This is a genomic window from Thermomonospora curvata DSM 43183 (assembly GCF_000024385.1).
Lineage (GTDB): Bacteria > Actinomycetota > Actinomycetes > Streptosporangiales > Streptosporangiaceae > Thermomonospora > Thermomonospora curvata.
The window spans coordinates 1,678,222-1,697,654 of the sequence record NC_013510.1; the positions used below are offsets into that span (position 1 = coordinate 1,678,222).

The 19,433-nt window shown below is 73.9% G+C and carries 14 protein-coding genes and 1 tRNA gene; 10 read left to right on the plus strand and 5 right to left on the minus strand.

Going from position 1 to position 19,433, the window contains the following annotated elements:
* Positions 1-248 precede the first annotated feature (248 nt).
* From TCUR_RS07230 to TCUR_RS07255, 6 genes are all read left to right on the plus strand, one after another.
* The gene (locus TCUR_RS07230) at positions 249-815 is read left to right on the plus strand and encodes a TetR/AcrR family transcriptional regulator C-terminal domain-containing protein (protein ID WP_012851834.1); all 567 of its coding nucleotides are present in this window, start codon (positions 249-251) and stop codon (positions 813-815) included.
* A 397-nt stretch (positions 816-1,212) separates the two neighbouring features.
* Positions 1,213-2,433 (plus strand): acetyl-CoA C-acetyltransferase, encoded by a 1,221-nt coding sequence (locus tag TCUR_RS07235; RefSeq protein ID WP_012851835.1) that lies wholly within the window; start codon positions 1,213-1,215, stop codon positions 2,431-2,433.
* A 43-nt stretch (positions 2,434-2,476) separates the two neighbouring features.
* Positions 2,477-3,238: a 3-oxoacyl-ACP reductase FabG gene (gene fabG / locus TCUR_RS07240; RefSeq protein ID WP_012851836.1), complete on the plus strand. Its 762-nt coding sequence runs from the start codon at positions 2,477-2,479 to the stop codon at positions 3,236-3,238.
* A gap of 27 nt (positions 3,239-3,265) precedes the next feature.
* A complete protein-coding gene (locus tag TCUR_RS07245) occupies positions 3,266-3,718 on the plus strand; it encodes a MaoC family dehydratase (protein WP_012851837.1) in 453 nt (150 codons plus the stop codon).
* A 1-nt stretch (position 3,719) separates the two neighbouring features.
* Positions 3,720-4,913, plus strand: coding sequence for an acyl-CoA dehydrogenase family protein (locus tag TCUR_RS07250; RefSeq protein ID WP_012851838.1), 1,194 nt, complete (start codon positions 3,720-3,722; stop codon positions 4,911-4,913).
* Positions 4,914-4,941: 28 nt separating this feature from the next.
* Positions 4,942-6,045: an acyl-CoA dehydrogenase family protein gene (locus tag TCUR_RS07255; RefSeq protein WP_012851839.1), complete on the plus strand. Its 1,104-nt coding sequence runs from the start codon at positions 4,942-4,944 to the stop codon at positions 6,043-6,045.
* A gap of 118 nt (positions 6,046-6,163) precedes the next feature.
* Here TCUR_RS07255 and TCUR_RS07260 read toward each other — a convergent pair whose 3' ends face one another.
* From TCUR_RS07260 to TCUR_RS07270, 3 genes are all read right to left on the minus strand, one after another.
* Positions 6,164-7,432, minus strand: coding sequence for a PucR family transcriptional regulator (locus TCUR_RS07260; protein WP_012851840.1), 1,269 nt, complete (start codon positions 7,430-7,432; stop codon positions 6,164-6,166).
* Positions 7,433-7,526: 94 nt separating this feature from the next.
* Positions 7,527-8,603: a hypothetical protein gene (locus TCUR_RS26955; RefSeq protein ID WP_012851841.1), complete on the minus strand. Its 1,077-nt coding sequence runs from the start codon at positions 8,601-8,603 to the stop codon at positions 7,527-7,529.
* A 148-nt stretch (positions 8,604-8,751) separates the two neighbouring features.
* A tRNA-Pro gene (locus tag TCUR_RS07270) sits at positions 8,752-8,824 on the minus strand.
* 143 nt (positions 8,825-8,967) lie between these two features.
* On the opposite strand from TCUR_RS07270, the gene TCUR_RS07275 reads away from it, so the two are divergent.
* From TCUR_RS07275 to TCUR_RS07290, 4 genes are all read left to right on the plus strand, one after another.
* The gene (locus TCUR_RS07275) at positions 8,968-9,783 is read left to right on the plus strand and encodes a hypothetical protein (RefSeq protein WP_012851842.1); all 816 of its coding nucleotides are present in this window, start codon (positions 8,968-8,970) and stop codon (positions 9,781-9,783) included.
* 78 nt (positions 9,784-9,861) lie between these two features.
* Complete coding sequence (locus TCUR_RS07280) at positions 9,862-11,070, plus strand: hypothetical protein (RefSeq protein ID WP_012851843.1); 1,209 nt, start codon at positions 9,862-9,864, stop codon at positions 11,068-11,070.
* Positions 11,067-12,563, plus strand: a complete 1,497-nt coding sequence (locus TCUR_RS07285) for a hypothetical protein (RefSeq protein WP_012851844.1) — start codon at positions 11,067-11,069, stop codon at positions 12,561-12,563. Before TCUR_RS07280 ends, TCUR_RS07285 begins: the two co-directional genes overlap by 4 nt.
* Positions 12,560-13,912, plus strand: coding sequence for an AAA family ATPase (locus tag TCUR_RS07290; RefSeq protein WP_012851845.1), 1,353 nt, complete (start codon positions 12,560-12,562; stop codon positions 13,910-13,912). The genes TCUR_RS07285 and TCUR_RS07290 overlap by 4 nt, the downstream gene beginning before the upstream one ends.
* 1,951 nt (positions 13,913-15,863) lie before the next feature.
* Here TCUR_RS07290 and TCUR_RS07295 read toward each other — a convergent pair.
* Both TCUR_RS07295 and TCUR_RS07300 read right to left on the minus strand, forming a co-directional pair.
* Positions 15,864-16,340: a hypothetical protein gene (locus TCUR_RS07295; protein WP_012851847.1), complete on the minus strand. Its 477-nt coding sequence runs from the start codon at positions 16,338-16,340 to the stop codon at positions 15,864-15,866.
* A gap of 116 nt (positions 16,341-16,456) precedes the next feature.
* Entirely contained in the window at positions 16,457-19,315 is a 2,859-nt protein-coding gene (locus TCUR_RS07300; RefSeq protein ID WP_012851848.1) for an ATP-binding protein, read from the minus strand.
* Positions 19,316-19,433 lie beyond the last annotated feature (118 nt).

A 19,433-nucleotide genomic window follows, 5' to 3' on the forward strand; every position in this document is an offset into this window, starting at 1 on the left:
TGTCTTGGCGGTGACTTGGAACCGGCTTGCCCCGGCCGCATCCGCCCTCCAAGCGCACCGCGCGCAGGACGCCCGGCCGGCCGGGGCGCCAAGAAGAGTGAGAACTTTTCGTGAACTGTTCGCCTGAGGCGCCGCCGGACCGCTTACGCTTGGGGACTCCCCGTGCGGAGCGGGATGCGGTTTCGCAGGCGTGCCGGGCCGTTCCGCGCAGGGTGCGACGTGACGTCTCCTCGCAGTCGTGGAGGGCCATGTATTCCGATCGGGAGTGCTCTGCCGACCCGTCCCGTCGCCCGGCGGACGATGTGCGCCGCCGCGTGGTGGAGGCGGCTAGCGACACCCGGTTCCCCATGCGTTCGGCCGGCCGCTCCCATCTGGACGTCCACCTGTCGCTGCTGCAGGACCGCCTGCCGGTCTACGTCAGGACGATGGAAGAGATCCTGGGCAACGCCGGCCGGGCCGACGTCCACAAGAACCTGGTCCTGATCGCCCAGGCGACCATCGACTTCTATGAGGCCCTCCTGCCGTCCAAGGCGTCGGTGCTGGCCGACCCCGCCCAGCTCGTCCAGTACCGGGAGATGATGCGCTCGCGCGGCATCGGCCAGCAGCAGGCCGAAAAGGCGGTCGCCTGCTACCTGAACCGGGAGCGGGAGCTGGGCCGCCTCGGCGCGCGGGTGGACGTCCTGGCCGCCGCCCGGACGCTGCTCAACGGCTGCCTGGGATATGCCTTCAACCGGCTCCTGATGGGCCGGGAGGACCAGCCGTCCCCCGAGGAGTACGCCGACGGCCTGGTCGGCGGCCTCCGCCTGAACTCCTGACCCGCCCGGCCCGGCGCGCTCACTCTTGGTGAATGACATGACGCCTTCGCGTCATTGAGCGCGGGCGTCCCGCTGATTCGGCAATTGGGAATTTTCCCCAGCAGATTCCCTCCCATATTGGGACGGTGCCCACCCTTGGCCGGGTGCACCCCTTCTGACATGGGCGTTCTGCACAAAGTTCGTGGTGCGAACCGCATCGAACGACTTGTGAGATCTGGCTAATTTGTGCAGACAGTGAGATCCTCCGGCGTGTGCCATCGGCGTCATTCACCGGTTTTCCGGCCGGGCGCGGGGGCGTTCGCACAAAACCCGCCGCGGTCAGGGCGCGCGGTGGCAGCCGGTGACCACTTTGCAAGCGGGTACCGGCCACCCGGCCGTCACGAGGACAAGGACCGTCATGCCTGAAGCAGTGATCGTCTCGGCTGTGCGTTCGCCCATCGGACGCGCCGGCAAAGGGTCGTTGAAGGAGATGAGGCCGGACGATCTGGCGGCGCAGATGGTGCGCGCCGCCCTGGAGAAGGTCCCGCAACTGGACCCGGCCGACATCGACGACCTGATGCTGGGCTGCGGCCAGCCGGCCGGTGAGTCCGGCTACAACCTCGCCCGGGTGGTGGCGGTGCTGCTCGGCTACGACCACCTGCCCGGCACGACCGTCAACCGGTACTGCTCCTCCAGCCTGCAGACCACCCGCATGGCCTTCCACGCCATCAAGGCCGGGGAGGGGGATGTGTTCATCTCCGCGGGCGTGGAGACCGTCAGCCGCTACGGCAAGGGCCGCGCCGACGGCATGCCCGACACTCACAACCCGGTCTTCGCCGATGCCCGCGCCCGCACCGCGGAGTTCACCGAGGGCCGCGGCGGCCAGTGGAGCGATCCGCGGGAGCGCGGCGAGTTGCCGGACGTCTACATCGCCATGGGGCAGACCGCCGAGAACGTGGCGCAGCTGATGGGCATCAGCCGGCGCGAGCAGGACGAGTTCGGCGTGCGCAGCCAGAACCTGGCCGAAAAGGCCATCGCCAACGGCTTTTGGGCGCGCGAGATCACCCCCGTCACGCTGCCGGACGGCACGGTGGTCAGCGCCGACGACGGACCCCGCCCGGGCACCACGCTGGAGAAGGTCGCCGCCCTCAAGCCGGCCTTCCGCCCCGACGGCACGGTCACCGCCGGCAACTGCTGCCCGCTCAACGACGGCGCCGCCGCCCTGGTGATCATGTCCGACACCAAGGCCCGCGAGCTGGGCATCACCCCGCTGGCCCGGATCGTCTCCACCGGCGTCTCCGGCCTGTCCCCGGAGATCATGGGGCTCGGCCCCGTCGAGGCGTCCCGGCAGGCGCTGCGCCGCGCCGGGATGACCATCGACGACATCGACCTGGTGGAGATCAACGAGGCGTTCGCCGCCCAGGTCATCCCCTGCTACCGGGAGCTGGGCATCGACATCGACAAGCTGAACGTCAACGGCGGCGCCATCGCCGTCGGCCACCCGTTCGGCATGACCGGCGCCCGCATCACCACCACCCTCATCAACTCGCTGCAGTTCCACGACAAGCAGTACGGCCTGGAGACCATGTGCGTCGGCGGCGGCCAGGGCATGGCGATGGTGCTGGAACGGCTGTCGTGACGGCCCGGGAACGTCCGCTGAACAGACCACGAGGAGGACATTCATGACCCAGCAGGCATCCCGTACCGCCATCGTGACCGGCGCGGCGCGGGGCATCGGCGCCGCGGTGGCCAAACGGCTGGCCGGTGACGGGCTGGCGGTGGCCGTGCTCGACCTGGCCGAGGACGCCTGCAAGCCGGTCGTCGCCGAGATCGAGGCGGCCGGGGGCCGGGCGCTGGCGGTCGGCTGCGACGTGGCCGACGAGCAGGCCGTCACCGCCGCCGTCGAACGCGTGGCCGCCGAGCTCGGCCCGCCGCTCGTCCTGGTCAACAACGCCGGGATCATCCGCGACAACCTGCTGTTCAAGATGAGCACCGACGACTGGGACGCGGTGATGGCCGTGCACCTGCGCGGGGCGTTCCTGATGACCCGGGCGGCGCAGAAGTACATGACCGAGGCCAAGTGGGGCCGCATCGTCAACCTGTCGTCCACCTCGGCCCTGGGCAACCGCGGCCAGGCCAACTACTCGGCCGCCAAGGCCGGCCTGCAGGGCTTCACCAAGACCCTCGCGATCGAGCTGGGCAAGTTCGGCATCACCGCCAACGCCATCGCCCCGGGCTTCATCGAGACCGAGATGACCGCCGCCACCGCCGCCCGCGTCGGCGTGCCGTTCGAGGAGTTCAAAGCGGCCGCGGCCAAGCAGATCCCGGTCCAGCGCACCGGGCGTCCTGAGGACATCGCGCACGCGGTGTCCTTCTTCGTCAGCGAAGGAGCCGGGTTCGTCTCCGGTCAGGTCCTCTATGTGGCGGGCGGACCGCGCGGCTGACCGGAGCAGGGGGAGGAGATACACACCGTGAAGGTTTTCAACGGCGTCGCCGAACTGGAAAAGGCAGTCGGCACGCACCTGGGATACAGCGACTGGCACACCGTCACCCAAGAGCAGATCGACAAGTTCGCCGAGGCCACCGGCGACCACCAGTGGATCCACGTGGACACCGAAAAGGCCAAGGCGGGCCCCTTCGGCACCACCATCGCCCACGGGTACCTGACCCTGTCCCTGCTGCCGAAGCTGGTGCAGCAGGTCTACCGGGTGGACGGCCTGAAGATGGGCATCAACTACGGCTGCGACAAGGTCCGCTTCCCCTCCCCGGTGCCGGTCGGCTCCCGGCTGCGGGCGGGCGTGGAGCTGCTGGAGCTGACCCACACCCCCGCCGGCACCCGCGTCAAGGTCAAGGTCACGGTCGAACGCGAAGGCGGCGACAAGCCCGCCTGCGTGGCCGAATCGCTGTCGCTGCTGGTGGCCTGAGATGACCGGTACCGAAGAGATGATCAAAGACCTCACCCGGCGGGTCGAGAAGCTGCTGGCCGAATACGACCCGGCCCGCACCGACCGGCTGGAGTTCCTGCGCGCCCGCTTCGACGCCGGGCTGGCCTGGGTGCACTTCCCCGAAGGGCTGGGCGGGCTGGGCCTGCCCCGGGAGCTGCAGGCCCACGTGGACCGCCTGCTGGCCAAGGCCGGCGCCCCCGACAACGACCCGCGCCGCAACGGCATCGGGCTGGGCATGGCCGCCCCGACCATCCTCGCCTACGGCACCGAGGAGCAGAAGAAACGCTTCCTGCGCCCGCTGTGGACGGGCGAGGAGATCTGGTGCCAGCTGTTCAGCGAACCGGGCGCCGGCTCGGACCTGGCCGCGCTCGCCACCCGGGCCGAGTGGGACGGCGAGTACTGGGTGGTCAACGGGCAGAAGGTGTGGACCTCCGGCGCCCACAAGGCCCACTGGGGGATCCTGGTGGCCCGCACCGACCCCGAGGCGCCCAAGCACCGCGGCATGACGTACTTCCTGTGCGACATGCGCGACCCGGGCGTGGAGGTCCGGCCGCTGCGGCAGATCACCGGGGAGGCGGAGTTCAACGAGGTCTTCCTGACCGACGTGCGCATCCCCGACGAGCACCGGCTGGGCGAGCGCGGGCAGGGCTGGCAGGTGGCCACCGCCACGCTGATGAACGAGCGGGTCGCCATCGGCGGCGGCGACATCCCCCGCGAAGGCGGCATGATCGGGGTCGTCGCCGACACCTGGCGGCGCCGGCCCGAGCTGCGCCGCCCCGACCTGCACGCCCGGCTGATGCGGCTGTGGGTGGAGGCCGAGGTGGCCCGCCTGACCGGCAAGCGGCTGCGGCAGAAGCTGGCCGCCGGGCAGCCCGGCCCCGAGGGGTCGGCGTCCAAGCTCACCTTCGCCCGGCTGTCCCAGCAGCTCTCCGGCCTGGAGATCGAACTGCTCGGCGAGGAAGGGCTGCGCTATGGCGACTGGACGATGAAGCGCCCCGACATCGTCGTCTTCACCGGCAAGGACGCCGGCTACCGGTACCTGCGCGCCAAGGGCAACTCCATCGAGGGCGGCACCTCGGAGATCCTGCGCAACATCGTCGCCGAACGCGTGCTGGGCCTGCCCCCCGAGCCGCGCGTCGACAAGAACGTCCCATGGAAGGACCTGCCCCGGTGACCGCACCGCAGGCAAGTGAGGAGAAGGCATGAGCGAGGATCTCAACCTGTTGTACACCGACGTCGAAGAGTCGGTGCGCGACAGCGTCCGCTCCCTGCTGGCCAAGCGGTGCGCCCCCGAGAAGGTGGTCGCCCTCTACGACGGCGGGGACGCCGGGCAGCGGGAGCTGTGGCAGGCCCTGGCCGGTGAACTGGGGCTGGCCGCCCTGCTGGTGCCCGAGGAGCACGGCGGCGCCGGCGCCTCGGCCCGCGAGGCGTCGGTGGTGCTGGAGGAACTGGGCCGCTTCGTCGCCCCCGTGCCGTTTTTGACCAGCGCCGTCGTCGCCACCACCGCGCTGGTGGAGGCCGGGGCCGGAAATCTGCTGGGGCCGCTGGCCGCCGGGGAGCAGACCGCGGCGCTGGCGGTGCCGCTGACCACCTCCCCTGACGGGCCGATCCCGGCGGTGACCGCAGATGGCGGCGCGCTGCAGGGGACGGCCACCAGCGTGGCCGGCGCCCTGGAGGCCGACGTGCTGCTGGTGCCCGTCCGCACCGAAGGCGGCCTGCAGCTGCACCGGGTGCCCGCCGAGGCGGCCCGCATCACACCGCTGACCTCCCTGGACATGACCCGGCAGATCGCCGACGTGGACGTGACCGGGGCGCCGGCCGACGCGGTGGCCGAAGGGGAGGCCGCCGAGCGGGCGGTGCGCGCCGCGCTGGAGACCGGGGCCGCGCTGATGGCCTCCGAGCAGCTCGGCGTGGCCCAGTGGTGCCTGGACACCACCGTGGCCTACCTGAAGGTCCGCCGCCAGTTCGGCCGGATCGTCGGCGGCTTCCAGGCCCTCAAGCACCGCCTGGCCGACCTGTATGTGATGGTCGAGTCGGCCCGCGCCGCCGCCCGGTACGCCGCCGCGGCACTGGCCGCCGACGACCCCGACCGTCCGGTCGCCGCCTCGCTGGCCCAGGCCTACTGCGCCGACGCGGCGGTGCTGGCCGCCGAAGAGTGCATCCAGCTGCACGGCGGCATCGGCATGACCTGGGAGCACCCGGCGCACCTGTACCTCAAGCGCGCCAAGGCCGACCAGCTCGCCTTCGGCACCCCGGGCGCCCACCACGCCCGCCTGGCGGACCTGGTCGACCTGCCCGCAGCCTGAGACCCTGCTCGTGGCGGCCCGCCGGCCTCGGCGGGCCGCCCGGCTGCGTCCTGCCCCGGAATGCGCCGGGCGCGTTCTGGGGCAGGGGCGCTCGGACCGGACGACTTCGCCCCGGCGGTCAGGACGGGGGCTGCTCGCCCGGGTCGTGACCTGCGGCGATCATCCCCAGGGACAGCTCCAGCCGGTCGCGGGCGTTCTGCAGGTCGCGGCCGGTGAGCGCCTCGATCTGCTTGGCCCGGTAGAGCACCGTGTTGCGGTGGCAGAACAGCACCTGCGCGGCCTGGGTCGCCGACCCGTTGTGCGCCAGCAGCGCCGCCAGCGTGCGCAGCAGCATGTCCTTTTGCGCCGGCGGCAGGGCCAGCAGCGGCCCGACCGTCTCCCGCACCAGCACCGGCACCACCTCCGGGCTGCCGGCCACCAGCACCTCCGGAAGCCGCTCGGCGACGGTGACGATCCGCTGGGAGCCGCGCGGCAGCGACTCGGCGGCGCGGGCGGCCAGCCGGTAGGCGGTGGCGAACCCGGCCACGCCGTCGTGGGCCGCCGCCACGCCGACCCGGCCCGCCACTCCCGGCCGCAGCGCCTCCACCAGCTCGTCCACGGTGAACCCGCCGTGGCAGACCAGCCCGAAGTAGGTGCCGCCGCGCACATGCCAGTGCGAGGAGACGCCCAGCCTCTCCAGCCCGTCCTGGGGCGCGCGCAGCGGATCGTCGTGCGGCTCCTCCAGCAGCGCCACCACGCACGCCACCGGGTCGCCCGGCGCCACCCCCAGCGCCTCACGCGCCTCCTTGGAGAACTGCGGGTCGGTGCCGCGCCCGTCCACCAGCCCGTCCAGGAAGTTCTGCTGCCGCTGCAGGTCGCGGCGCTGCAGCCGGGCGCTCTCCCGCCGGTAGGCCTCCACCAGCGTGGCGTTCTGCACATCCAGCGCCGTCCACAGCCGCTGCCCGGCCAGCAGCAGCAGATGCTCGTCGATGTCGACCTTGTGGTCCCAGCGCAGCCGCAGCAGCGCCTCCCACAGGGTGCGGGCGCCCAGGTTGTAGGCGTTGAGCACCCGGTCCAGCGGCACCCCCTGGCGGGCCCGGGTCCGCCCGGTCTCCCGCCACAGCTCCACCGGGTGCTCCTCCGGCGGCGCCAGCCCCGCCATGGCCTGAATGCCGCGCCGCACGTGCTCCCGGGTGGTGCGGCGCTGGTCGGCCTGCAACTGGGGGGACTGCTCGCGCCAGTAGGGGTCGGTCTCCAGCAGCACCCGGGTGATCTCCTCGGCGATCCGGTCCACCTGCGGCAGCAGCAGCGAAAACGCCCGGGCGATGGCGCGTTCGGTCTCCGGATCCAGCCGCGGGATCCGCGGCGGCCGCACGGCCTCCCCGGCGGACCCCTCCCTGTGACGCACTCAAGCGAGCATGCCACCGCCTTCCGGATCCGCCAAACCTCCCTGTGACGGAGCACAACCGCCCCGAGTTGCGGCGAAGACGATTTGCGGCGCCTCAGCCGCCCGTCCGCATCCAGTGCCCGCCCTCCTGCCAGCCCAGGAAGCGGCGGGCGGCGGGGGCGGAGCCGTCGTCCAGGTCGCCGCCGGCCAGGACGTGGCGCAAACCGGTGAGCACCGGGTTCAGGCGGATGATGGTCTGCGCCGGGCGCCGCCGGAGCTCCTCCTGCATCCAGGCGGCCAGGGCGTCCTGTTCCGCCGGGGTGCACAGCGACATGGAGAACAGCGTCTGCCGCCAGGCGTAGGCGGCGTCCTTGACGGCCCGCAGCGGACGCGGATTGCCGAACACGCGCCCGACCTGGCGGCAGACCCCTTCGAAGGCGCGGCGGGCCGGGTCGGGCCGGCCGGGGGAGGGGGAGAGGCCGATCGGGCGGACCAGCGCGGCCAGGTTGTGCGTGGTCAGGATCTGCGCCTGCTCGATCAGCATGCCGTTGGACGGCACCGACCACCGCCTCTCCCGGATGCCGGCGCGCCGCCGGCACAGCGCGGTGAAGCCCTCGCAGACGCGCGTGCCGAACCGCTCGCCGAGCGGAGCGTCGGCCAGGTCGCGGACCGCGGCGTAGTCGATGCCGCAGTACCGCGCGTAAAGGCCGCCCTCCATCACGTCGGCGGCCGGCAGTGCGGCGTCGCGGAACTTGGCCGAGAAGGAGCCCATGAAAATGTCGGCGGCCAATTCCTCCACCAGCGGCACCGCAAGGCCCGCCTGCCGGCCGCGCTCGGCGACCATCGAGTCCACGGCGTGCTGCAGCAGCCGGGACGGCCGGCGGCCCTCCAGCACGTCCTGCAGCGCCGTGCGCAAGATCGCCAGGTTCTCCTTGGGGTTGCGGTGCTTGGTGCACAAGGTGTGCTCGGCGGCCAGCCGGCGGTAGCGCGCCAGCAGCTCGTCGGCGAACGGGTTCCACACCGTCAGCGCCTCGTTCATCGCCGCGACCGCCGCGCTGGGCCGCCGCGCCGCCAGCCGCTCGCGCACCTGCCCGACCGTCCAGCGCTGCGTCAGGGACGCCTTCTGCGGCGCCCCGGAGGGCCGGGGCAGGAAACGCAGCCGGTCGGCGAACGGCCCGATCTCCTCCAGCACCTCCAGCGCGCCGGCCGCTCGGCAGCCCGGCGCCGGGTCTGCTCGTCCTCGTGAACGGCCGCGGTGAGGAACGCCTTGGCCATCTGCCCGGCGGCGTAGCCGGGGTTCGCCTGCGCCCGCGGGGCGCCGCCGGTGAAGTCGCCCATAGCCAGCGTGGCGGGTTCCGCCCCCGCGCCCTCCGGGTCCCAAGCCCGGCGCTCTGGCTACTGAGCTACACGCTGTCGTCGGCACAGCGTAAAAACCGGTGCCGACGCGATGCAATGGAAGACGCGATGCAATGGAATTGGCGCAATGGCCCAGATGGCGAAGCGAAGAGAAAATCGGGCCCGGCGGGAATGTCGCAACGGCTTGGTAGCCTGCGGCCGTGCGCGACGACGAGGCGGCCCTGGAGGAGCTCGAAGAGCGCATGGCCTCCCTGCGGCGCGCGCTCCGGGCGGCGCTGGTGCAGCGGGACTCGGCACGGGCCCGCAGGCTGCGGGCCGAGCTGCGCCGCACCGAGCGGGAATGGGAGGAGCTCGCCGCCCCGGCCGAGCGCAAGGCCCCCAGGCGGCTGCCCGCCCGCGAGCAGGCGCACCGGGTGCTGACGCTGCTGGGGGTGGCCGCCGCGCCCAGGCTCATCAGCGCCGTGCACGACGCCTTCTTCCCCGGCGACCTGCCGGCCTCCCGGCTGTGGAACCTGCGGCGGGACGAGGAGCGCTCCTACCGGTCGGCCCCCGGCGCCCGCCCCTACTACCTGTGCCCGGCGCTGACCGCCGACCTGCTGGCCCCGGCGCGGGGGCTGCTGACGGTGAGCACCTGGCCGCTGGAGCGGCGGATCATCGGCCCGCACAGCCCCCGGGTGGACTTCCTGACCGCCGCGGTGCGGATCTCCACCGAGGTCCTCGCCCGCCGCAGGGCGGGCAGGCCCTGGCCGCCGCAGGCCAGGGCGCGGGCCGAGCGGCTGCTGCAGGAGCTCGCAGCCGGCATTCCCGACGCCCTGCCGCCCCCCGCCCGCGGCGCCGCCCGCGCCGACCCCGAGCAGGTGGCCCGGGCCGCCGAGACCGAGCTGGCGATCCACGCCGAGACCGACCGGCGGGAACGCGCGGCCGCCGCCGAACGCGCCCGCCGCCTCGGCGACACGGAGCGGCTTTTCGGAATCCGGCTCGCTCCCGTGCCGGGCCGCGCCACCATGGGACGCTGACCGGGCCTTCCGGCAGGCCGGCCCGGTGACCGCCCGCAACCTGACGACCGTCATCGCGTACTGAACAGGGTTTTCGCTGTGGACTCTGCCGCCGCCCGCCTGGCCGCGCTCCGGGGCGCCGCACCGCCGGTGAACCACGACGCCCGCACCCTGGCCGGGCTCAGCGCCAACCCCGGCTGCGCCCGCCGGGCGCTGCTGGACGCCTGCGGCGCCGACAAGGGCAAGATCGCCCGCCGGGCCGGCCACCCCTGGCAGTTCGGCATGTCGCCGTTCGCCCTGGCCCGCGGACGCGACTTCGAACGGCGGCTCAAGGACAACGGCGCGGCGCTGCTGCTCGCCCTGCTGCGGCAGGAGCTGGAACTGCCGCTGGAAGAAGTCGCCTACGTCCCGCTGGAGACGGTCGGCGACAACACCGGCCGCGAGCTGCGCCACCGCAACACCTGCCGGCGGCTGCTGGCGGCCGCCGCCGGCAGGGAGCCGGGCACATTGTTCGACCACCCGCTGTTGCGGCTGCAGATCGGCGGCGTCCCCGTCTACCTGGAACCGGACCTGGTGGCCCTCAAGGCCGCCGGCCGCTTCCACGTGGTGGAGATCAAATCGTTCCCGGTCATCGACGGCCGGGCCGACCCCGAGCACGCCGCCGCGGCCGTCAAGCAGGCCGCCGTCTACGTGGTGGCGCTGCAGGAGATGTTCGCCGAGCACGGCGTCGACCCCGACGTCGTCGCCACCTCGGTGGTGCTGGTGACGCCGAAGAACTTCGGCAACACGCCGACCGCCACGCAGGTGGACGCCCGCAAGCAGATCGCGACGATCCGGCGGCAGCTGCGGCGCATGCGCCGGGTGGAGGAGCTGCTGGAGCCGCTGCCGCCGGGGCTGACCTTCGACCTGGCCCCCGACGAGTGCGGCCGGCCCACCCGTCCGCCCGAAGAACTGACCGCCCACCTGCGGCAGGTCCCGTCCCGCTACCGGCCCGGCTGCATCGCCCGCTGCGAGCTGGCCGGGCTGTGCCGCAGCGAGGCGCGCGAGCGCGGCTCCCTCGATGTGTTCGGCCCGGACGTGGCGGACGTGCTGGGCGGCATCGACACCGTCGAGGCCGCCCTGGCGCTGGCCGAGGGCACCCGCGCCCCCACCGAGGAACAGGCCGACATCGCCCGGGCGCTGCGGCACGCCGAACGGCTGCGCGCCGAACTGGCCGGAGAGCCGGCCAGGCCGTCGCGTCCCGGCACCGAACCCGCCGGGGAGCGCGCCGAGCGGCCTCCCGCCCGGTCGGCCGGGGGAGCGGCATGAGCACTCTGGCCGCCCTGGCCCGCCTGCGCGCCGCCCGGCAGGGCAGGGCCGAACCGCTGTGCCGGGTCCGCCACCACCACCTGACGGACGAGCCGCTGGTCCTGGTCGTGCTGAACCTGTCGGGGGAGGCCACCGCCCCCCTGGCGTGCATGGCGGGCACCCGCCGGGATGAGGCGGTGACGCTCACCGTCCCCCAGCCCCGCAACCGCGACCTGCGGCAGGAGTTCTACCGCGAGCTGGCCGCCGTCGTGCTGGCCCACATCGCCCGCTGCGAAGACGACCGGCAGGAGCTGCCGGCGACCCGCACCAGGCCCGCCCAGCCGATCTGCACCGACGCCCCGCAGCTGGTGGTGGCCAACCGGCCCACCGCCGACTACCTGCGCCTGATGGGCCGCGCCACCCGCTTCCAGCGCCCCGGCGAAGACGGCGGCGACCAGGCCGTGGCGCACCTGGGCCAGTGGCTGACCTTCTTCACCGAACGCGCCGAATACCCCGGCTCTTCGCTGCTGCTGACGCTCACCGAGCAGCTGACCGCCCACTGGGCCACCGGGCAGAGCCGGCTGGAGGACGCCAACCTCGCCAAACTGCTGGCCTGGATCGACCCGCCGGACGGCCTGGACGGCGCCCGGGCCGCGCTGGCCGCCGAGAACCCGGTGGACTTCCCGCCCGCCGGCCCGGCCACCGACCCCACCTTCGATGAGGTGGAACTGCAGCCGGCGATGCAGGCCTACGACGAGGCCGTCGCCGCCGGGGACGAGGAGGCCGCCCGCCAGGCCGCCGCCCGGCTGCGCCAGGCCGTGGCGGGCCAGCTCGCCCCCACCTGGCAGCGGATCTGGGACGGGCTGGAGCTGCTGCGCGCCATCCCCGAGGCGGCCGGCTGCCTGCGCCGCTGGGAGGACGACCGGCTGCGCTTCACCGCCATGTCCCAGCACATCCGCGACGGCGGCCCGCCCCAGCCGATCCACGACCGGGCCGTGGACGCCGCCATCCGGCTGGCCTCCCTGGAACGCGCCCAGCAGCTGTTCGACGACCAGCGGGCGCTGGACGACCCGTTCGTCCTCGCCGAGCGCCGCACCACCGGGGAGGCGTTCGGCGGCGTGGTGGTCGACCGGGACCTGGAGCACCTCGGGCAGAGCCCCACCGGCAGACCCGTCCGCCGCCCCCGCTTCACCGTCCGCACCGAGGACCCGCCGCCCTATGACACCACCCGCACGCTGGCCAGCCCCCGGCACCCGGGCAAGACCGTCCGCATCTGCCAGGTCACCCCGGACGGGCCGCAGGCGCACCTGATCCTTTTGGAACTGGTGTCGGGCATGGGCAACAGGAAGGAGCTGCCGCCGGACGTGGTGCCCGACATAGGGGAGACGGTCTGCTACACCCCCGTGCCCAGCTGGCGGGGCAGCCCCAAGTACCCCGCCGCCGAGGAGACGCCGTGGACCCACGGCGGCCCGCCGTCCCAGCCGGGTGACGTCCCGCAGCCCGAGGAGCCATGACAGCCACCGACCTTCCCGACGCCTCCGCCGCCTCCGAGGCCGCGGTCCGCGCCATCCTGGACGACCTGGCCGCCCTCACCGCCCCGGGGGCCGGGCGCGGTGTGGTCGTGGACTCCCCGCCCGGCGCCGGCAAGTCCACCCTGGTCCGCCGCGCCGCTCGCGCCCTGGTGGCGGCCGGCGAGCAGATCATGATCGTCGCGCAGACCAACAACCAGGTCGACGACCTGGCCTCCCGGCTGGCCGCCGAGGCGCCCGCGCTGCGCATCGGCCGGCTCAGCAGCACCGACTACCGCGGCCCGCTGCTCGGCTCGGCCGCGGTCCGCGTCGCCACCAAACCGGCCGAACTGGACGACTGCCACATCACGCTGGGCACCGCCGCCAAGTGGGCCACCGTCGAGGGCCACCACCGCCGGTGGGCGATCGTGGACGAGGCCTACCAGATGCGCTCGGACGCGCTGCTGCTGGTGGCCCCCCAGTTCGACCGCGCCCTGTTCGTCGGCGACCCCGGCCAGCTCGACCCGTTCGCGGTGGTGGAGACCGACCGGTGGGCCGGGCTGGCCTACGACCCCCGCCTGAACGCCGTCGACGTGCTGCTCAACCACAACGCCGACACGGTCGTCCAGCGCCGCCTGCCGGTGTCGTGGCGGCTGCCGCCCTCGGCGGCCGCGCTGGTGTCCCCGGCCTTCTACCCCTACACCGGGTTCGCCGCCGGGACCGCCGAAGAGGAGCGCCGCCTGGAGTTCACCGTCGCCGGCATCGGCTCTGCGCTGGATGAGACCTTGGAGACGGCCCGCCGCCACGGCTGGGCGCTGCACGAGCTGCCCGCCCGCCACACCCAGCGCACCGATCCGCAGGTCTGCGGTGCCGCCGCCGCACTGGCCGCCCGCTTCCTGGCCCGCGGCACCGTGGAACGATGCGAGCACCATCCGGACGGCCGGGCGCTGACCCCCGCCGACATCGCCGTCGGCGTCGTCCATCGCGATCAGGCCGACCAGGTGCGCCGCGCCCTAGCCGGCACCGGCGTGGCGGGCGCCGAGGAGATCGTCGTCGACACCGCCAACCGCCTCCAAGGCCGGGAGTTCGAGGTGGTCGTCGTGGTGCACCCCCTGTCGGGCCGCCGCGACGCCACCGCCTTCCACCTGGAGGCGGGCCGGCTGTGCGTGCTGACCTCCCGGCACCGCCACGCCTGCGTGGTCGTCGCCCGCGCCGGCATCCCCGACCTGCTGGACGCCCACCCCGTCGACGACCCCGTCCACCTCAACGTCCCCGTCAAGTTCCCCGACGGCTGGGAGGCCCACCACACCCTCCTGGCCCACCTGGAGCCCTACAAGACCGCCGTCACCGGGTGAGGGAGCCCGGGACGGCTGCCCGGCGTGCCGGCAGGGGCAGGCGCAGCACGGAAAGGGCGCCGCCGGGGCGTCGCGATGGGACCGTCTTTCCGGGGCAGATGGCGGCGACATGGCCACGATCGGCGCTGTTCGCCACTCACCGGGCCCACCGAGCATGGGCAGCAGCATGAGGCAGGGAATCCCCACGAAGAAGACGCCTATCGCGAGGACAACGAGGAGACCGGGGCCGGGAGGGAGGGTATGGCTCAAAGCGTCCACGGCCACGGACGACGGGTAGAAGCTCATGAATGTCCAGGCGAACGCACGGTATGAGAACAGGGGAAACCCGTCCCACCAGCCGAAGAACAGCCCCCACAGCATGACGCCGAGGCCGAGGTGGGCGAGGATCAGCCACCCTTGGAATTCGCCGCCGACTGTCGGCGGGAACTCCTCTAGTTCGTCCGCCACCTCCGCTGCGACGACCTCCCCCTCCCAGATCCGCAGTGTGATCGGTTGTCCGGGGCGGGCCTCGCGGTAGAAATCTGATTCCACATTGTGGGTCTGCCGGGAACCGTCGGCTCGCTGGAAGGTGATCTTGTAAAGAGTGATCCGCTCGCCGGTGTCGCTTGCCGTTGTGGTGTCGGTGCGACGACTGACGATGAGGCCTTGCTCACGGGCGAAGCAACCGCCGACGCTCTGCTCGCACGCCATGACCTGACCGAACTGCCGGAGCCGGTGGTAGGGGTCCTCGGCGGCGGCGAGCGCCGCCACGAGTATGCCCAGCCCGGCTGCGGCCAGGATCCACCGCACGAAGGAACGCCGATGCGGCAACTGGCAGCCCAGCCGAAGGCGGAGCGGAGGCAGGGAGGGGGAGATGGGGTACGTCATGGCACACCCCTCGCATGAAATTCGCCCGATGCTCCTCCAGCAAAAGAGGACAGGGCGATCTCCAGTAGGGAATTTTCCGCACTACGCGGCCCTGGCTGCCGGAAATGGCGGCCCCGATGCGGTCCGGTGCCGTGTCATCGAAGGTCACGACGTCGCCCTTGACGGCGAGCCTTTCCCAACACGTGCCCAAAAGGCCGGAGACGGCAGCCTCGATAGTGGCCGGTGCCGCGGCCTTCCAGGTCATGGCATCGCCCCTGACTGCGACGTTCCCGTCTCGGCCTGCGGAGACGGCGTGTTGAAAAGGTTCAGCGATGCCGCCCGGCTCTTGGCGGACATGAACCCGGCGCTTGTGGTGCTCGATCTACGCGTCTTATCGCTCGGCTCTCTCCTGCAAGGCGCGGCCCGGCGCAGCCCGGGCGTCGCGCCGGGCCGCGCCGGACAGCCGGCGCATCGGCCGGCTTTCCCTTCCGGTGCACGGACGTCCAAGACGCCGGGGCGGGCGTGCGGCCGCGGGCTTTGGGTCCCCTTGAGGCCGCGGCCTGGGTACCGGAAGGGCCGTGCGGGGGCACGGCCCCGCACGGCGCTCGGCGGGCCTTTTCCGGGGCGCCCCTTGCCGCGGGGCGGGGACGATGCGAGCCGGGCGCCGCCGGGCTTTTCGTTCCCGCCCTTGAGGGCGCGTGCCGGAAGAGGCTCATCGGTGAGTCGTGATCGACACGCGGCCCCGCGGGCCGGGGACGGGCGGGGCGCACTCGGCGGCGATACCGTGCCCCGGGATGTCACGCCCCGGGCGCTCCCGCTCCGTCCCGGCCGCCCGGCACCGGGTGCCGATCGGTGAGCCTTTTCAACACGCCGTTCCCGCAGGTCGAGACGGGGACGTCGCAGTCAGGGACGGTGCCGTGACCTGCAACGTCATGGCCTCGAACACCGTTCGGGCTCCCGTCCCCGCCTTCCAGGGCCACATGTTGAAAAGGCTCGGTGGACCCTTGTCGAGCACGCCGTCTCCGCGGGCCGGGACGGGTGCGCTGCGGCACCGGGCATCATCGAGGCCCGTCTCCGGCACCTGAGACCACGCGCTTGAGAAGGATCAGTGGAAGGTGAACTGGACCGAGTCGACGGTCTGGCTGTCCGGGCACAGCAGGCGCCTGGGGGACAGCTCGGTGGCGGTCAGGTTCGACCCGGTGTAGGTCCGGCTCGTGCCCACCCGGTAGACGGTGAGGTTGACCACCTGGTAGCGGCAGGTGCCCACGATCGGGGCGGTGACGTTGACGACGACCTGCGGGGAGAAGGCGGTGCCGGCCGCGTCGTTGAAGGTGACGGTGGGGCTGGCGCCCAGGGTGACGGTGATGCCGGAGGTGCTGCAGGACGGGCTGACCGTTGTGTGGTCGATCGTCAGCGTGTTGGGCGGCGTGTCGCTGGTGACCGCGTTGGACCAGGTGCACGTCACACCGGCGGCGGTGACGGTGCCGTCCACGTGGCCGGGGGCCGCGTGGGCCGGAGTGGCGGTGAGGGCGACGGCGGCGGCCGCGGTGGAGAGCGCGGCCAGCAGAGCGGGGGTTCTCACAGGATCCTCCTCGGGGCGTGCGCCGGCCGGGGCCGCGTCGGGGGTGGGGCGCGACCCGCGACGAACGTGAATCGAATTCATAATCGGCGGCTTGACTAGCCTGATGACCCGTCCTTTCAGGACGGGTTTAGTCCGCGGCCGCACCGGGCGCACCGGCAGATGTGCGAGGCACCGGCCTCCAGCGCGTCGCGCAGCTGCCGGCGGTTGCTGACCTGGAGCTTGCGCATGGCGTTGGCCAAGTGGTACTTGACCGTGCGCTCGGCCAGGCACAGGGCCGCGGCGATGTCCCCGTTGGTGCGCCCCGAGGCCGCCAGGGCGGCGATCTCCTGCTCCCGCGGCGACAGGCGGTCCCCGTAGCCGGGCCGGCCGCGCCGGTGCGGCACCGGCAGGCCCGCCGTGCGCATCAGCTGCTTGAGCCGGTCGGCGTCGCGGAGTTCGCCCAGCTCGGTGAGGGTGCGCCAGGTGCGGCGCAGCAGCTCGGCGTCCACGGCCTGCCCGGCCGCCAGGCGGCAGCGCGCCTCGCCCAGGCAGGCCTGCGCCGCCATCCGCGGGTCGGGCAGCGCGGCGTACCGGCGGCGGGCGCTGCGGTAACCGGCCGCCGCCCGTTCCGCATCGCCCCGCCGTTCGCTCAGCCGCGCCTCGGCCAGCTCGAGCGCGGCGCGGGCCAGCGGCGCGTCCCGTCCCGCCAGCGCCTCGCGGTAGCGGGGCAGCACCGCCTCCACCAGGTCCAGCGGGACGAACGGCAGCAGCGGCGCGGCCCACACCCAGATCTGCTTGCCCGCCAGCTCGGCCAGCACCCGGCGGGCCAGCGCCCGCCCCGCCCGCCGGTGCACCGCGCTCAGCGCCGCCTTGTTCAGCTCGGCGACGGCATGGGCCGCGACGGCCAGCTCCCCGATCTCGTGGGCCTCCTCGGCGACCGCGCGCAGCGCCCGCCGCGCCTCCTCCATCCGGCCCTGGCCCGCGCAGATCTGCGCCGACACCAGCCGCAGGGCCAGGCTCTGCCGGCTCGGCGGCTCCTGCGGCCCCTCGGCGGCGTCGGCCTGGCCCATCGTCCAGCGGATCCGCAGCGCGATGGCCCGCAGCCGCGGGCCGTGGACCGTGATGCGGGTGGCGGCGGCCAGGCGGCGCCCGCGTTCGAGGAACTCCAGGCCGCGCGCATAGTGCCCCAGGTGCAGGGCGGCCTCGGCCAGGTCCAGCAGGCCGCGCAGCAGCTGCCGGTTCACCTCCGGCCGGTCGGTGCGATCCGGCAGCGCCTCGGCCGCCGCCCAGCCTTTGGGGTCGCCGCAGGCCAGCAGCGAATGCGCGGTGCCGGTCAGCACGGCCGCGTGCGCCATCGGGTCGGCGGTCTGGGCGAGCGCCGCGCGGGCCCGGTCCAGGTACCCCAGCTGCACCGGCAGGGCGTGCCCCGGCAGGCGGTCGGGCGCGGCCAGCACCGTCAGGGCGATCGCATACAGCTCCGGGTACGGCATCAACGCACCGAGCCGGACGTACAGCTCGGCCGCGGCGCGTTCCATCTCCCGCCGGGAGGCGCCGCCGTCCAGCAGCGACCAGGCCCACAGCACCAGCAGCTCGGCCCGCCGCTCCGGTGCGGCGGCACGGCGGCGGGCGTCGGCCAGCAGCGCGGCGGTCGTGCCGGCGCGGTCGGCGCAGCCCGGCGCGGCCCAGCCCAGCCTGACCGCCAGCTCGGTGCGCCGGTCCCCGGTGACCGCACCGGCCCGCAGCACCTCCTGCAGCAGGGCGTGGGCGGTCTCGAAGGCCCCCTCGGCGGCGGCCCGTTCCGCGGCGGCCGCCGCGCACGCCGCCCAGCCCGGCACGTCACCGGCCCGCCGGTGGTGCTCTGCCGCCGCGACGAGCAGCCCGGTGCGGCCGCTGCGGGCCAGCTCGCGCGCGGCGAGAGCGTGCAGCCTGCGCCGCCGGGGCCCGGGGATCGCCCGGTAGACGGCCAGCCGGGCCAGTTCGTGGCGGAAGCGCACCGCCGTGCCGCCGGTGTCCTGCTCGCGCAGCAGCCCGTGCCGGACGGCCTCTGCGAGCGCGGCGCAGGCCCGGTCGGCGTCCAGCCCGGCGACCGCGGCCACCGGCTCGGGCTCGGCCGCCTCCGCCAGCACCGCCGCGGCCTCCAGCGCGGCGGCTCCCGCCCCCTCCAGCCGCCCGATCCGTGCCAGCACCTGGGCGGCGATCCGCGGCGGGACCGCCTCCGCCAGTTCCTGCGCGCCCAAAACCCAGCGGCCGTCCACCGGCCGCAGCAGCCCGCGGCGCCGCAGCAGCCGCACGTCCTCCCGCACCGCCAGCGGCACCCCTGCGCTGCGCGCGTGCAGCACGTCGGCGACGTGGCGGGGCAGCGTCGTCTCCGGCTCGCCCAGCACCGCCTCGGCCAGCCGCCGGGTGCCGTCCGGCGACAGCGGCGGCAGGCGCAGGCGGACGGCGTCCGGCCCGGCCTCGGTGAGGGCCGCCGGAGGCGCGCAGGTGACCACGACCGACAGTTCCGGCGGCGGCCGCGCCCCCAGCATCCGGACCAGTTCGAGCGTGGCCCGGTCGGCCCACTGCAGGTCTTCCAGCACCAGGACGGCCGGACCCAGCCCGGCGAGCAGCGCGGCCATGGCCCGCACCAGCCGGTGGCGGGCCAGGTGGGGGTCGGGCAGCGGCGGCGGGGGCGGCGGCAGCACCCCGGCCAGGTCGGGGAGCACCGGCCGCAGCGCCCCCGTCACCGCGTTCAGCGGACGCGCGGGCGCCGGGCGGGCGGCGGCGACCGCCTCGATCACCGGCCCCAGCGGGCAGCCGGTCAGGGTGGGGTGCGCCGCCCCCACCAGGCGGCGGGCGTCCGGTGCCGCCTGCGCCAGCGCCCGGTGCACCAGGCTGGTCTTGCCGATGCCCGGCTCGCCCTCCACCACCACGATGACCGGCGGCCGGGCGAGCGCCGCCGCCAGCGACCGCAGCGCGCCGTCGCGTTCCAGCAGCGCGGGCTCCCCAGGCGGCATGACCGAAACCTCCCGTTATCCGCCTGGGATCGTCACATGCCGGAATATCGGCGTCCAGTTCCGTTTCTGCTCCGGGCGAACCCGGCCGAGACCATCGCTTGGGCGGCGTTCGAAGCGC

What these genes read in the sequence shown, in the direction of transcription:
- TCUR_RS07230 (WP_012851834.1), top strand. Translation starts at nt 249, where the DNA reads ATGTATTCCGATCGGGAGTGCTCTGCCGACCCGTCCCGTCGCCCGGCG.
- TCUR_RS07235 (WP_012851835.1), top strand. Translation starts at nt 1,213, where the DNA reads ATGCCTGAAGCAGTGATCGTCTCGGCTGTGCGTTCGCCCATCGGACGC.
- fabG (WP_012851836.1), top strand. Translation starts at nt 2,477, where the DNA reads ATGACCCAGCAGGCATCCCGTACCGCCATCGTGACCGGCGCGGCGCGG.
- TCUR_RS07250 (WP_012851838.1), top strand. Translation starts at nt 3,720, where the DNA reads ATGACCGGTACCGAAGAGATGATCAAAGACCTCACCCGGCGGGTCGAG.
- TCUR_RS07255 (WP_012851839.1), top strand. Translation starts at nt 4,942, where the DNA reads ATGAGCGAGGATCTCAACCTGTTGTACACCGACGTCGAAGAGTCGGTG.
- TCUR_RS07285 (WP_012851844.1), top strand. Translation starts at nt 11,067, where the DNA reads ATGAGCACTCTGGCCGCCCTGGCCCGCCTGCGCGCCGCCCGGCAGGGC.
- TCUR_RS07290 (WP_012851845.1), top strand. Translation starts at nt 12,560, where the DNA reads ATGACAGCCACCGACCTTCCCGACGCCTCCGCCGCCTCCGAGGCCGCG.
- TCUR_RS07300 (WP_012851848.1), bottom strand. Translation starts at nt 19,315, where the DNA reads ATGCCGCCTGGGGAGCCCGCGCTGCTGGAACGCGACGGCGCGCTGCGG.